This is a genomic window from Ensifer sp. Root31 (genome assembly GCF_001424825.1).
GTDB classification, from domain to species: Bacteria; Pseudomonadota; Alphaproteobacteria; order Rhizobiales; family Rhizobiaceae; genus Ensifer; species Ensifer canadensis.
Genome location: NZ_LMCO01000001.1, coordinates 175320 through 189623 on the forward strand (window position 1 = coordinate 175320; position 14304 = coordinate 189623).

At 64.0% G+C, this 14304-nt stretch carries 12 protein-coding genes and 1 pseudogene; 11 read left to right on the forward strand and 2 right to left on the reverse strand.

The genetic code is table 11. The features are described 5' to 3' along the window. The first annotated feature begins 57 nt into the window (after positions 1–57). Together ASD00_RS00830 and ASD00_RS00835 are read left to right on the forward strand one after the other, a co-directional pair. The gene (locus ASD00_RS00830; RefSeq protein WP_025425769.1) at positions 58–1290 is read left to right on the forward strand and encodes an ROK family transcriptional regulator; all 1233 of its coding nucleotides are present in this window, start codon (positions 58–60) and stop codon (positions 1288–1290) included. Continuing rightward, positions 1290–1718 carry an RbsD/FucU family protein gene (locus tag ASD00_RS00835; protein ID WP_025425768.1) on the forward strand — a complete coding sequence of 143 codons (429 nt, stop codon included), beginning with the start codon at positions 1290–1292 and terminating at the stop codon, positions 1716–1718. Before ASD00_RS00830 ends, ASD00_RS00835 begins: the two co-directional genes overlap by 1 nt. A gap of 71 nt (positions 1719–1789) precedes the next feature. Here ASD00_RS00835 and ASD00_RS00840 read toward each other — a convergent pair whose 3' ends face one another. Continuing rightward, the gene (locus ASD00_RS00840) at positions 1790–2212 is read right to left on the reverse strand and encodes a DoxX family protein (protein WP_025425767.1); all 423 of its coding nucleotides are present in this window, start codon (positions 2210–2212) and stop codon (positions 1790–1792) included. Between the two features lie 265 nt (positions 2213–2477). Between ASD00_RS00840 and ASD00_RS00845 the strand changes: the two genes are divergently transcribed. Next, positions 2478–3182 (forward strand): Crp/Fnr family transcriptional regulator, encoded by a 705-nt coding sequence (locus tag ASD00_RS00845; RefSeq protein ID WP_025425766.1) that lies wholly within the window; start codon positions 2478–2480, stop codon positions 3180–3182. Between the two features lie 5 nt (positions 3183–3187). After that, on the forward strand, positions 3188–5062 hold the full coding sequence (locus ASD00_RS00850; RefSeq protein ID WP_025425765.1) for a CHASE2 domain-containing protein: 1875 nt from the start codon (positions 3188–3190) through the stop codon (positions 5060–5062). A 68-nt stretch (positions 5063–5130) separates the two neighbouring features. Here the strand turns inward: ASD00_RS00850 and ASD00_RS00855 are convergent, their stop codons facing one another. Then, a complete protein-coding gene (locus ASD00_RS00855) occupies positions 5131–5751 on the reverse strand; it encodes a FecR domain-containing protein (protein WP_025425764.1) in 621 nt (206 codons plus the stop codon). A gap of 231 nt (positions 5752–5982) precedes the next feature. Here ASD00_RS00855 and ASD00_RS42415 point away from each other — a divergent pair. The 7 genes and pseudogenes from ASD00_RS42415 to ASD00_RS00885 all read left to right on the forward strand — a co-directional run. Further along, positions 5983–6528: pseudogene (locus ASD00_RS42415) on the forward strand (sel1 repeat family protein); the annotation flags it as partial. 15 nt (positions 6529–6543) lie between these two features. Beyond that, the gene (locus ASD00_RS42420) at positions 6544–6843 is read left to right on the forward strand and encodes a tetratricopeptide repeat protein (RefSeq protein WP_348272059.1); all 300 of its coding nucleotides are present in this window, start codon (positions 6544–6546) and stop codon (positions 6841–6843) included. 129 nt (positions 6844–6972) lie between these two features. After that, positions 6973–7779, forward strand: coding sequence for a phosphodiesterase (locus ASD00_RS00865; protein ID WP_025425762.1), 807 nt, complete (start codon positions 6973–6975; stop codon positions 7777–7779). A gap of 310 nt (positions 7780–8089) precedes the next feature. Then, positions 8090–8404 carry a YkgJ family cysteine cluster protein gene (locus ASD00_RS00870; protein WP_025425761.1) on the forward strand — a complete coding sequence of 105 codons (315 nt, stop codon included), beginning with the start codon at positions 8090–8092 and terminating at the stop codon, positions 8402–8404. A 189-nt stretch (positions 8405–8593) separates the two neighbouring features. Next, positions 8594–12301, forward strand: a complete 3708-nt coding sequence (putA, locus tag ASD00_RS00875) for a trifunctional transcriptional regulator/proline dehydrogenase/L-glutamate gamma-semialdehyde dehydrogenase (RefSeq protein ID WP_057204275.1) — start codon at positions 8594–8596, stop codon at positions 12299–12301. A 170-nt stretch (positions 12302–12471) separates the two neighbouring features. Continuing rightward, complete coding sequence (locus ASD00_RS00880) at positions 12472–13056, forward strand: YigZ family protein (RefSeq protein WP_025425759.1); 585 nt, start codon at positions 12472–12474, stop codon at positions 13054–13056. Between the two features lie 97 nt (positions 13057–13153). Continuing rightward, positions 13154–14140, forward strand: a complete 987-nt coding sequence (locus tag ASD00_RS00885) for an aldo/keto reductase (protein ID WP_025425758.1) — start codon at positions 13154–13156, stop codon at positions 14138–14140. The last annotated feature ends 164 nt before the right edge of the window (positions 14141–14304 follow it).

Sequence of the window (14304 nt, forward strand, 5' to 3'; positions counted from 1 at the left end):
CGGAAACAACAGACCCGCGCCAAGCGGGCACCAATGCCAACGGGAGGAGACGGTGGCATGTCATTGACAGACGGCCCCGACAGGGGACCGATACAACCTGAGGTCATCGACCCGAGCGGCGGGGCGAACCAGACGCGCGTGCGCGCCTACAACGAGAGGCTGGTGATGTCGCTGGTGCGGCGTCACGGCGAGCTGTCGAAGGCGGATATCGCCAGACGCTCCGGCCTTTCGGCGCAGACCGTTTCCGTCATCATGCGGGCGCTCGAAAGCGATGGCCTCTTGGTGCGCGGCGCGCCGGTGCGCGGCCGTGTCGGCCAGCCGTCGACGCCGATGCGGCTCAACCCGGATGCGGTGTTTTCCTTTGGGGTGAAGATCGGGCGTCGAAGTGCCGACCTGGTGCTGATGGATTTCGTCGGCAATATCCGCCTGCACCTGCACCAGATCCATGCCTATCCGCTGCCCGGCGAACTGGTCGACTTCATCGTCGGCGGCATCGAGAAACTCGAGGCGCAACTGAGCCCAGAGGAGCGCAAGCGCATCGCTGGGGTCGGTATCGCCACGCCCTTCGAACTGTGGAACTGGGCGGAAGAAGTCGGCGCCCCGCGGGAAGAAATGAACCGGTGGCGCGAGGTGGACCTGCAGGCGATCGTGGCCCAACGCACCCGCCACCCGGTGTTCCTGCAGAATGACGGCACCAGCGCCTGCGGCGCCGAACTCGCCTTCGGCGTCGGCGCCAGCTATCCCGACTTCGTCTATTTCTACATCGGCTCGTTCATCGGCGGCGGCATCGTCATCAATTCCGCGCTCTTTTCCGGCCGCACCGGCACCGCCGGCGCCGTCGGCCCGCTGCCGGTTTCCGGCAAGGACGGCAAGACCATCCAGCTCCTGAAGATCGCCTCGGTCTTCGTGCTCGAAAACCTGCTGCGCGAACGCGGCATCGATCCGAAGCCGCTGTGGTATTCGGCCGACGACTGGATCGATTTCGGTGAGCCACTCACGATCTGGATCGACGACAGTGCGGCAGCCCTTGCCCAGGCGGTCGTCTCCGCCGCCTCGATCATCGACTTCTCCGCCGTTGTCATCGACGGCGGCTTCCCGCCCTGGGTCCGCGCCCGGCTTTTGACGGCAACGCGCAAGGCGCTCTACGACCTCGACCTGCAGGGCGTGACGATCCCGGAACTGGTCGAAGGTTTGGTCGGCAGCCATGCCCGCGCCATCGGCGGCGCGAGCCTGCCGTTGTTCTCCCGCTACCTGCTCGACACCAACGTCCTCTTCAAGGAGCTCAGCTGATGCTGAAAGGCATAGACCCGATCCTCAGCCCCGAATTGCTGGCGACGCTTAGGGCAATGGGCCATGGCGACGAGATTGCGCTGGTCGACGGCAACTATCCCGGCCAGGAACATGCTCGCCGGCTGGTTCGGCTCGACGGCCACGGGCTGATCCCGGTGCTGGACGCCATTCTCAGCGTGATGCCGATCGACGATTTCGTGCCGGCGGCGATCTTCCGCGCTACAGTCAAGCAGGACCGGGACGCGCTAGATCCCGTCCACCGGGAGATCATCGATTGCTGCGGCAGGCATGAGCCGGCACGAACGGTCGTGCCCCTGCTCGGCCCGGAATTCTATCCGCGGGTGCAAGCGGCGCACACGGTGGTGCAGACCAGCGAACCGCGGCTTTACGGCAACGTCATCCTGCGCAAGGGCGTGATCTATCCCTGACGGATCGGGCGACAAAACGAAAAACCCGCCGGCGGAACCGGCGGGTTTTTTCGTTTCATGTCTGGAATGTCTTAGGCGCGACGTGCGTCGATCGACAGTGCGCCCGGGCCGAAGGCGGCAAGCACCAGGAAGCCGCCGGCAACCGAGATGTTCTTCATCATCATCAGGCCGTTGAAGACGCTCAGCAGGCCGTTGGCTTCCGGCGGGAACGTCGGAATGTTGATTGCGCCGCTGTGGAAGACGAAGGCGGTGACCAGGCAGAACAGAGCCAGCAGGTAGGCTGCAATCTTCGTCTGGAAGCCGACCAGAACGGCAAGACCGCCGATCAGCTCGAAAGCGCCGGCGAGATAGGCAAGCGCGGTTGCTGCCGGCCAGCCGGCATTAGCAATCATTCCGGCGGTGCCGGCGGGATCAGTCAGCTTGCCGAAGCCAGCGGTGATGAACATGATCGAAAGGAGAATGCGCCCGATGAGGACGACGACATTCTGAGACATGCGAGGCTCCTGTGAGAAACGAGTGTTGGCAGCAGAAGTATCAGCATTTTCAAATTCATCTAGCCGCACGCCCGGCGACAGATCGTTCACAACGTAGAGACAACCGGGATTTATCGTCAACCGACATTTGAGCCGCGGCCCAGTCTGTGCAGTGCTTTTCGTCCTAGCGAGCGCTGGTTCGGCCACAAGTGTTCTTTTCTGTTGCAAGGACGGGGCTGCTGGGTGAAATTCAGGCGCGGCAGGGGACGCCGCGCGGGGGCATCTCATGAACGAAATCAACAGGAGCCCGGCCTTCTGGCACTCATTCGCGATCTTCGAAGGGTTCGACAAGAAAACGATCGAGGATCTCGCCGATATCGCCACCTATCGAAAGTGGCCGGCCGGCACGGTGATCTTCCAGCGTGGCGACGAAGGCAACTATATGATCGTGGTCATATCGGGCCGCATCAAGCTTTCTCTGATCACACCGCAGGGCCGCGAACTGATGCTGCGCCAGCATGAAGCCGGCGCGATCTTCGGCGAGATGGCGGTGCTCGACGGCCAGACGCGGTCGGCAGACGCCACGGCGCAGACGGCGTCCGAAGGCTACGTGATCGGCAAGAAGGCGTTTCTCGATATGGTCACTACCCGGCCGGCGGCAGCTGAGTCCGTCATCCGCTTTCTCTGCGCCCAGCTGCGCGACACCACCGAGCGGCTGGAAACCATCGCGCTCTATGACCTCAACGCCCGCGTTGCGCGGTTCTTCCTGGCCACACTCCGGCAGATCCACGGCAACGAGCTTCCCGAAAGCGCCAATCTGCGGCTGACGATGAGCCAGACGGATATCGCCGGCGTTCTCGGCGCCAGTCGCCCCAAGGTCAACCGGGCCATTCTGTGGCTAGAGGAGAGCGGCGCCATCAAGCGGGGAGAAGGGATCATCGCCTGCAAGGTCGGCCGGCTGCTGAGCATCGCCGATCCTGAAGAGGATTAGGCGGCATGACCGTGCAACCTCGCCGGCAATTTCGCTTCACTCCGCTCGCCGGCGGGATCCTGACGAGCCTGATCGTCGCATTGGCACTCTATTTCTATGCGGAACCGGTATTCGAAACGCAGCGGGAGCTGTTCTTCGACCGCCTGATGCAATGGGTGCCGTCACCGCAATCGCCCGACATCGTCGTCGTCGATATCGACCGGGCGGCCTACCAATCCCGGCCTGATGGAGACTGGGACAGGGCGGCAACCGCCGAACTCCTATCCGGACTGACCGTGGCCGGCGCCAAGGTCATCGCCGTCGACTTCGTCTTCAGTTCCGATTGTGCGGCAGAGCTGCCAGGCAATACATCGCTTTCGCAAGCGCTTTCGAAGACCCCCGTCGTTCTCGGCTTTCTCATTGCCGATACGCTGCAGGAGCGCCCTCGCCCGGCTCCGCCACTGGCGTTGAGCCGCCCCTTCGCAGCACCGGAACTCTGGTTCCTCGACGGCGCGGAAACCTCCTGCCCTTCCTTCATGGATCACGCCAAGGCGGCGGCCGCATCATTTCTTGTCGGCGACGAGGATGCCCGTATCCGACGGGTGCAGGCTTTCGCTGTTCTCGGCGAAGAGGCCTATCCGACGCTTGCGATCGAGGCGACGCGGCTGATGATGGGTGCAGGAACGCCGATACTCGGCGGCGACCCAGCCTGGCTGCGGCTCGACAGGCAGGTGATCACACTCGACGATACCGGCAGCCTGCGCTTCGTCGCGAGCACCCCTGACTTGATCGCCGCCCGGACCATTTCGGCAGCCGACGTTCTCTCAGGGAAAGCAGGCAGCGACAGGTTTGCGGGCAAACTCGTCTTCATCGGCAGCAGCCTGCCCAATCTCGGCGGCCTCCGGCCGAGCGCCTCAATGCCGCTCGAGCCCTCGGTTCAGATCCATGCCGATATCGCCAATGCGATCGCCACCGGTTTCATTCCACGGCGTGACGCGCGGCTTCCCGTCATCGAGGCCCTGTTCTCGCTGGCAGCGGGCATTGCCGCCGCCTATGGCGCGGCAAGGCTCCGGCCGATGACATCGGCCGTGCTCGGCATCGTCGCGGTTGCCGTCGTCGTCGCGGCGACTGCCGCGATCTACCGCACCAGCGGCTGGCTCGTCGATGCAGTGAGCATTTCAGTCGCACTTGCTGCCGTGCTGGCAGTGACCAGCACGCTGCAGTTCGCCCATGTCAGGCGGGCGGAAGCGACGGCGCGGGAAAAATTCTCGCAATACCTGCCGCAATCCGTCGTCGCGCGCTACATCGACAATCCAGGTGCTGCCCGGGTTGCGGGCGAGGAACGGGCGGTGACGGCGCTGTTCACCGACATCGAGAGCTTTTCGACGCTTTCGCAAAAACTCGGGCCGCGCGACCTCATCGCCCTGCTCGATATCTATTTTACCGAGGTCAACGGGCTGGTAGCGCAATATGGCGGCATGGTCGACAAGGTGGTCGGCGACGCCGTGCACGCCTTCTTCAACGCGCCGGAGGATCTGGCCGATCATGTCGACAAGGCAATCGAATGCGCCAAGGCAATCCATGCGTTGACCGAAGAAATGCGCAGGCGACCGCAGTTTGCCGCACGGGATTTCGGGCGCACGCGCATCGGGGTCGAGACGGGTCAGGCGGTGCTTGGCGAAGTCGGCGCCGGCGGCAAGCTCGACTACACCGCCCATGGCGACGCCATCAACCTTGCAGCGCGACTGCAGGAGGCAAACAAATTTCTGGGCACGGCCATCTGCGTCGGCCCGGCTGCAGCAGCTGAAAGCAAGCAACGGCTTCGCTCGCTCGGCAGCCATGAAATCCGCGGCTTTGCCACGATGGAACTCTTCACAGTCGCCGACCCTGAACAGGTGTAGCGCCACTGCAGAATTCCATGGTCGGCATCGATTGAGGCAGAGAATTGCTCCTCGTGGTGCTGCCGACGCTACTGTTGGCCAACACTGGCATAGGCTTCCCGGATCCGCGCCTGTCCCCAGTTGACGGGGTCGCTCGGCGCGTCGCCTCGCTGTCGGAACTCGACGCCCTGCCCCGCAGCGACAATCTGCGTTACGCCGCCCGCGGCGACCGCAACGCTGCCATGCTCGACGAAGACGGCGAAGGCGACACGGCTCGGGCCGCAAAAGAACTTGGTGCCGCGCACGCCGATCATGCCGAAAGCGGTCCTGACGGCAACATCGACCTTGGGCAGCCCCTCGGGGCGGTCGAATACCATTCGGCCGATGCCGAGTTCGAGCGTACCGCCCTGGCCGGCAATGAAGCTGTCGACCAGCAGATCGGTCTCAGCACCCAAGAGGACGCGGGTGTCGGCACCAAGCGCCAGGGTTGCGAAACTTTCGGCCTCGGTGCGCACATGATCGTTGTCGAAGATCTGCGCACCGACAGCCAGAGCCTCTTCCTGCTCAGTCTGTCGACGACGAACGTCGCCGCGGATTTCCGTTGCCTTGCCGATCACCGGGCTCGCCATGGTCGTTGCCACGCCGCCGCCCATGGCCGCCAACAACAGGCCACCAACGACGACGCGCCTGCTCACCAGCATCTGCCGCACCAGCTCCCGGTCCATCATGGTCCTTCTCCCTGTTCGACGCGTTCGAGCCCTCGAGCGTCCGGCTTTCCCAAAGGATATCCCCGATATCAGCGGAAACAAGCCGAACGCGCAATGGTGCGTTCCTTGCCACCTCTCCACTTCGCCAGAGCCCCAGCAATCCGGCTGTTACCGCCGGAACAGGCAGTGCGAACCCACCGGGCTAAGTTCGCGTCAAGAGACGGGGAGAGCATCATGGAAAATCAGCGCAAAACAGGCATTCGCATCTTCAACGCATTGCTTCTCGCCATCGTCAGCTTCCTGGCGCTTGCGGCAATCGCGCTTCCTCCCGCCCGTGCGGCAGAACTTTCGGCCGTCGACATCTGCGACCGCGAGGCGGGCAGCATCTTCGACCTGCAGCGCAACCAGGCCTTCCCGGCAGTTGCGACCGAGGACATGAAGATCGGTATCGCCCTTTCGGCCTGCCGCGAGGCCTATAACCAGCATGCCGGCGCCCGCATCGAGTTCCAGTTGGCCCGCGTGCTCGACAAGGCCGGCCAGAAGATCCAGTCGCTGCGCATCCTCAGCGAAGCGGCCGAACACGGCCATGCGCTGGCGATGACCAACTATGCGGTGCTTGTCGGCGAACAGGGCGACATCAAGACCGAATTCGCGCTCAACCAGAAAGCCGCCGCAGCCGGCAATATCCTCGCTGCCTATAATCTCGGCGTCGCCTACCGCGACGGCATGGGCACCGCCGCCAACGGCAAGCTCGCCATCGAATGGTTCGAGCGGGCGACGCTCGCCGGCGATGACATCGCCGCATTCAACCTCGCGGTCATCCTGGAGGAAGGCAAGCTGGTGCCGGAAGACAACGCCAGGGCCGCGCGCTTCTATCGCCTCGCCGTCGAGCGCGGCAATGTCGACGCGATGGTCAATCTCGGCCTGATGCTGGAGACCGGCGAAGGCGTAACCAAGGATTCATCGGCCGCGCGCGCCATCTTCCGCAAAGCCGCGGCCGAGGGCGACGCCTTTGCTGAGCGCAAGTTCGCCGAACTCAGCGGCGGCAGCAATTTCGAGACGGCCATGCTCGACAAGACCAGCCGCATCAAGTGACGCATTGCGAGCCGACCTCAACCGGTCGGTCCGCGTTATGTCCCGACAGGTTCCCCCCAAAGATGCAGCTTGACGTGCAGCCGGGCGCACTACAGCGTGGCGGGAAGACACCCCTCGCCTGGAAATGTAATGACGAAACTGATTATCTTTACCGACCTGCACATGGTGCCCGAGGGCACGACGATCATCGGCCTCGATCCCTACCAGCGCCTGGCCAACGGTATCGCACATGTGAACCGCTACCACGCGGATGCCGACCGGGTGATCTTCACCGGCGACCTCGCGCATCATGCCGACCGCGCCTCCTACGAGCGGCTGAAAACGCTGACCGATCAATTGCTGCCTCCGGCCGCCATCATGATCGGCAACCACGACCGGCGCGACGTGTTTCTCGACGTCTTTGCAGACGCCGTAACGGACGACGATGGCTTCGTGCAGCAAGTGGTCGACTTTGGCGATTGCCGGGCGATCCTGCTCGACACGCTGTTTGCGCCGCCCTACGACTACCCCAACAGCCATGCCGGGCTCCTGTGCCAGAAACGCCTTACCTGGCTCGATCGCCAATTGGCAGAAGCCGGCGACAGGCCGGTGCTCATCTTCATGCATCATCCCCCGCACGCCACCGGCTTCACCGGCATGGACATGATCCGCCTCGTCAACGAAGTGGAATTTTATGCGCTCGTGAAGAACCACGGCAATGTGCGCCACATCTTCGCCGGCCATGTGCACCGCACGATCAGCGGTTCCAGCCGCGGCATACCCTTCTCTGTCTTCAAGAGCCCGGTGCACCAGCAGCCGATGCCGTTCGATGCGCCGGATGCCTCGCTCTCAGTCGATGAACCAGCAGCCTACGGCATTGCCGTGGTGACGAAGGATGGCGTTCTCGTTCATACCGAGGATTACGAAATCGCCCGCCGGGACGCTGCCTTCGCCTGATACCAACCTGCACGGATATTGACCCATTGCGCCGGCGCGATTTTGGTTTCCTGTAAGGAGAAAACCGGAGCCGGACCACGCGGTCCGGTGAGGATTGTCGACGCTATCAGGAGGCCAAAAGCGCCCGGCCCTTCGGATGGGCCGCCTGTCGGCCACCGGCAGCCTCGCAATCCTCGACCGATGTCCAGGCATCGCTCTAAGGTCCGCTCCTTCCCGGACGACCGCAGACGGTCCCACGCAGTGGGCCAATATCCGTGCAGGTTGGTATGAGGGGCATTCCGGCCGCCGGGCCTTCATGCTAGGTTGGCCCATGACCCAAACCACCGCCACCGATGAAATCCTCGACTGTCAGAGCTGCGGCGCCTGCTGCGCCTACTCCTCCGACTGGCCGCGATTCTCGATGGAGACGGACGAGGAACTCGACCTGATACCGGAAGAGTACGTCGCCGCCGACCTCGGCGGCATGCGCTGCGAAGACAACCGTTGCACGGCACTCGGCGGCAAGCTCGGGGTGCATGTCGCCTGCAAGATCTACGCTGTGAGGCCGATCGTCTGTCGCACCTGCATGCCCGGTGACGACGAGTGTCTGATGGCGCGCGAACGGCACTTCGGGCAGGCCGCGTAGAACTTCGGATCATCCGGCACTCAAGCCTACATTCCGTATCCCCATCGGTTTGCCGGCACTGCGATAGTGAAACATTCCGAGAATGACGAAATTTGCCGGATGGATGTTCGGCGGGACGACGCGTATTTTCTGCCCACGAAATCCAAGGCGCATTGCGCCTTGTCACCGCCTTCCGGAGGACCGCGTTCGATGAGCCAGACCCAGCTTCAAAAATCCAGCCCAAAGGCCGATGCGGCCCCGGCCCCCTTTGCCGACTTCGCACCGCCGATCCGCGCGCAAGGCACGCTGCGCCAGGCGATCACCGCCGCGTACCGCCGGCCGGAAACCGAAGCGCTGCCGCCGCTCGTCGAAGCAGCAACGCTTCCGGCCGAGACACAGAAGGCAGCCGCCAGAACCGCCCGCAAGCTGATCGAGGCCCTGCGCGCAAAACATAAAGGTTCCGGCGTCGAAGGACTGGTGCACGAATACTCGCTGTCGAGCCAGGAAGGTGTGGCGCTGATGTGCCTGGCCGAGGCGCTGCTGCGCATTCCCGACACGGCAACGCGCGACGCGCTGATCCGCGACAAGATTTCCGACGGTGACTGGAAGTCGCATCTGGGCGGTGGCCGCTCGCTGTTCGTCAACGCCGCGACCTGGGGTCTGGTCGTGACCGGCAAGCTGACGTCGACGGTCAACGACCGCAGCCTTTCGGCCGCGCTGACGCGCCTGATCGCCCGCTGCGGCGAACCGGTGATCCGCCGCGGCGTCGACATGGCGATGCGGATGATGGGCGAACAATTCGTCACCGGCGAAACCATCGACGAGGCGCTGCGCCGCTCGCGCGCGCTCGAGCAGAAGGGTTTCCGCTACTCCTACGACATGCTGGGCGAAGCCGCGACCACGGCTGAAGACGCCGAGCGCTATTACAAGGACTACGAAACGGCGATCCATGCCATCGGCAAGGCATCGGCCGGACGCGGCATCTACGAAGGCCCCGGCATCTCCATCAAGCTTTCGGCGCTGCATCCGCGCTACGTGCGCGCGCAGTCGGCCCGCGTCATGGAAGAGCTTCTGCCGAAGGTGAAGGCACTCGCGGTCATTGCCAAGAAGTACGACATCGGCCTCAACATCGACGCCGAGGAAGCCGACCGGCTGGAGCTTTCGCTCGACCTGCTCGAAGAACTGTGCCTCGACAAGGATCTCGCCGGCTGGGACGGCATGGGCTTCGTGGTCCAGGCCTATGGCAAGCGTTGCCCCTTCGTGCTCGACTTCATCATCGACCTCGCCCGCCGCGCGAGCCGCCGCATCATGGTCCGGCTGGTCAAGGGCGCCTATTGGGACGCCGAGATCAAGCGCGCGCAGCTCGACGGCCTGGAAGACTTCCCCGTCTACACCCGCAAGATCTACACCGACGTTTCCTACATCGCCTGCGCCCGCAAGCTGCTGGCAGCAACCGACGTGATCTTCCCGCAGTTTGCCACCCACAACGCTCAGTCGCTCGCCACCATCTACGAACTGGCCGGCAAGGACTTCCAGGTCGGCAAGTACGAGTTCCAGTGCCTGCACGGCATGGGCGAACCGCTCTACGACGAAGTCGTCGGCAAGGGCAATCTCGACCGGCCGTGCCGCATCTATGCGCCCGTGGGCACGCACGAGACGCTGCTGGCCTACCTGGTGCGCCGCCTGCTTGAAAACGGCGCCAACTCTTCCTTCGTCAACCGCATCGCCGACCCGAAGGTCTCAATCGACGAACTGGTTGCCGATCCGGTCGACATCGTGCGCGCCATGCCTGTCGTCGGCGCGACGCACGCGCAGATCGCCCTGCCGGTCGGTTTGTTCGGCGATGCACGCCCGAACTCCGGTGGTCTCGACCTTTCCAACGAAACCTCGCTCGCATCGCTAACCGAAGCGCTCAAGGCCAGTGCTGCCATCGACTGGCGCGCGGTGCCGCAACTGGCAACCGGTCCTGCATCGGGCGAGACCCGCCCGGTCGTCAACCCCGGCGACCACCGCGATATCGTCGGCGCCGTCACCGAGACATCGGAAGCGGACGCCCGCCAGGCCGCAAGCCTTGCCGCGAAGGCCGCCTCGAGCTGGTCGGCGGTTTCACCGGCAGAGCGTGCAGCCTGCCTCGTGCGTGCAGCCGACATCATGCAAGCCCGCATGCCGACTTTGCTCGGCCTGATCGTGCGCGAAGCCGGCAAGTCGCTGCCGAACGCCATCGCCGAAGTGCGCGAAGCGATCGACTTCCTGCGCTACTATGCCGAACAGACCCGCCGCACACTCGGTCCTGCTCATAAGGCGCTCGGACCAATCGTCTGCATCAGCCCGTGGAACTTCCCGCTGGCGATCTTTGCCGGCCAGATTGCCGCAGCACTCGTCGCAGGTAACCCGGTGCTGGCAAAGCCGGCGGAAGAAACGCCACTGATCGCCGCCGAGGGCGTGCGCATCCTGCACGAAGCCGGCATTCCGGCCGACGCGCTGCAGCTCCTGCCCGGTGACGGTCGCATCGGTGCGGCACTGGTTGCCGCGCTTGAAATCGCCGGCGTGATGTTCACCGGCTCGACCGAAGTCGCACGCCTCATCCAGGCGCAGCTGGCCGACCGGCTGTCGCCGTCGGGCCGGCCGATCCCGCTGATCGCCGAAACCGGCGGCCAGAACGCCATGATCGTCGACAGTTCGGCGCTCGCCGAACAGGTCGTCGGCGACGTGATCGCCTCGGCCTTCGACAGCGCCGGCCAGCGCTGCTCGGCGCTGCGCGTCTTGTGCCTGCAGGAAGATGTCGCCGACCGCATCCTCGCGATGCTGAAGGGCGCGCTGCACGAACTGAAGATCGGCCGCACGGACAAGCTTTCCGTCGACGTCGGCCCTGTCATCACCGCGGAAGCGCAGGGGATCATCGAGAAGCACATCGAAACCATGCGCGGCATGGGTCGCAAGGTCGAGCAGATCGGCCTCGCGTCCGGTACCGAACTCGGTACCTTCGTGCCGCCGACGATCGTCGAGCTCGAAAAGCTCTCCGACCTCAAGCGCGAGGTCTTCGGTCCCGTTCTCCACGTCATCCGCTACCGCCGTGACGATCTCGACCGGTTGATCGACGATATCAACGCGACGGGCTACGGCCTGACCTTCGGCCTGCACACCCGCCTCGACGAGACGATTGCCCACGTCACGTCTCGCGTGAAGGCCGGCAACCTCTACGTCAACCGCAACGTCATCGGCGCTGTCGTCGGCGTACAGCCCTTCGGCGGTCGTGGCCTCTCGGGCACCGGCCCGAAAGCAGGCGGTCCGCTCTATCTCGGCCGCCTCGTCGCCACCGCCCCGGTGCCGCCGCAGCACAGCTCCGTCCACACCGATCCGGCGCTGCTCGACTTCGCCAAATGGCTCGACGGCAAGGGTGTCAAGGCGGAAGCCGAAGCCGCCCGCACAGCCGGCAGCAACTCGGCCCTCGGCCTCATCTCCGAGCTTCCAGGCCCGGTTGGCGAGCGTAACCTCTATGCGCTGCATCCTCGCGGCCGCGTGCTCCTGGTGCCAGCCACCGAGACCGGCCTCTATCGCCAGCTCGGCGCGGCACTGGCGACCGGCAACACCGTCGTCATCGACGCGGCGTCGGGCCTGCAGTCCTCGCTGAAGACCTTGCCGGCAAGTGTTTCCACCCGCCTGTCCTGGTCGAAGGATTGGTCGGCGGACGGCCCCTTCGCCGGTGCACTGGTCGAAGGCGACGGCGAGCGTGTGCGTGAGGTGAACAAGGTGATCGCCGGCCTGCCGGGTCCGCTGGTTCTGGTCCAGGCCGCCTCGACTGACGAGATCGGCCGCAACCCCGACGCCTATTGCCTCAACTGGCTCTTGGAAGAGGTGTCTACCTCGATCAACACCGCCGCTGCCGGCGGCAATGCCAGCCTGATGGCGATCGGCTGAGCCGGCCTGCATCAACAAGTACGGCCCTCTCCCCCACGGGGGAGAGGGATAAATCAGTTCTCATTGCTCCGGTCCGCCGCTTCGGACTTTGACGACCGCGCTACCTGCGTGCGCCGGATGGCGCATTTGGCAGCAATCCGCTATCAGCGTTGAACAAACGGAAGCAGCGGATGTTCACCCTCAAGCACACAGAAACCTCGACGCAGGAAATCAAGAAGAGCCGGTTTCTGGCAATCTGCGCGCCCGTGCCCGACGAGCAGGCGGCAAAGGCTTTCCTTGCTGAGCATTCCGATCCCACCGCCAACCACAATTGCTGGGCGTGGCGCATCGGCCAGGCCTATCGCTTCAACGACGACGGCGAGCCGAGCGGGACCGCGGGCAAGCCGATCCTCGCTGCGATCGATGGCCAGTCGCTCGACCGCGTCGTCGTGGTGGTCACCCGCTGGTTCGGCGGCATCCTGCTTGGCAGCGGCGGCCTGATCCGCGCCTATGGCGGCACCGCCGCGCTCTGCCTGCGGGCGGCCGAGAAGATCGAAATGATCGAGACGATACGCACCACCATCGCCTGCGACTTTGCCGATCTGGCGCTGATCAAGGCCCGCCTTCTTGCCCGTGACGTCACGATCTCAGGCGAAACCTTCACCGACAAGGGGCCGGTAATGACGGTCGACATGCGCAAGGACGAAGCAGACGGCATTCTTGCCATGGTCACCGATCTCAGCCGCGGCCGCGCGGTCATTTCGACCGACGATTGATCGCCTTCCCCTTGCCGATCGAACCATCATAAAAGCGACCCGCAAACCGAATAATATTCAATCCGAAAACGATTTCGACGCCAGGGAGATGATCTGCATGAAAACGAGAGTTCTGGGCAAGACAGGTGCGACGATTTCGGAGATCGGCTTCGGCGCCTGGCAGATCGGCGGCTCCTGGGGCGACGTCAGCGAAACGGACGGCAAGCGCGCGTTGAATGCCGCACTCGACAGCGGCGTCACCCTCGTCGACACGGCCGACGTCTATGGTGACGGACGGTCTGAAAAGATCATTGCCGCCGTCCTGAAGGAGCGCGGCGGCGAAAAGCCGTTCGTCGCCACCAAGGCCGGACGCAGGCTGAACCCGCATGTCACCGAAGGCTACACCGGCGCCAATATCGAAGCCTTCATCGATCGCAGTCTTAGCAATCTCGGTATCGAAACGCTGGATCTCGTCCAGCTCCACTGCCCGCCGACCGACGTCTATTACCGTCCGGAGTTTTTCGGTGCGCTCGACCAGCTCATCACCAAGGGCAAGATCCGCAATTACGGCGTCTCGGTCGAGAAGGTCGAGGAAGCTCTGAAGGCGATCGAGTATCCGGGTGTTGCCACCGTCCAGATCATCTACAACATCTTCCGCCAGCGGCCGCAGGATCTGTTCTTCGCGGAAGCCAGGAAGAAGAATGTCGGCGTGATCGTGCGCGTGCCGCTCGCCTCCGGGCTGCTGTCGGGCAAGATTACCCGCGACACGGCGTTTGCCGCCGACGACCATCGCAACTTCAACCGCTTCGGTGAAGCCTTCGATGTCGGCGAGACTTTTGCAGGCGTGCCCTTCGAGACGGCACTGGAAGCCGTCGAGCAGCTTCGCCCGCTGGTGCCCGCAGGCGTGCCGATGGCGCAGTTCGCCCTGCGCTGGATACTGGAGCAGGATGCCGTGTCCGTCGTCATCCCTGGCGCCCGCAATGAGACGCAGGCGCAATCCAATGCGGCTGCCAGCGCGCTGCCTGCCATCGACGAAAAAGCCAAGGCCGCCATCGCCGCGCTTTACGAGCGGCTGGTCAAGGTTCATGTTCATCATCGCTGGTAGGATGTATCGTAGCTGCCAATGGGGCCGCCGCCAATGGGCGCGACCGGCGGCAGCGGACACCACCCGACTGCATGTTTCCTTAAGTCCTATTCGATTTAAGGATAAAAACATGCAGCCATTCAAAGTGCTACAGCGACCTTTGCACGTCTAATAAGACGCGCGGC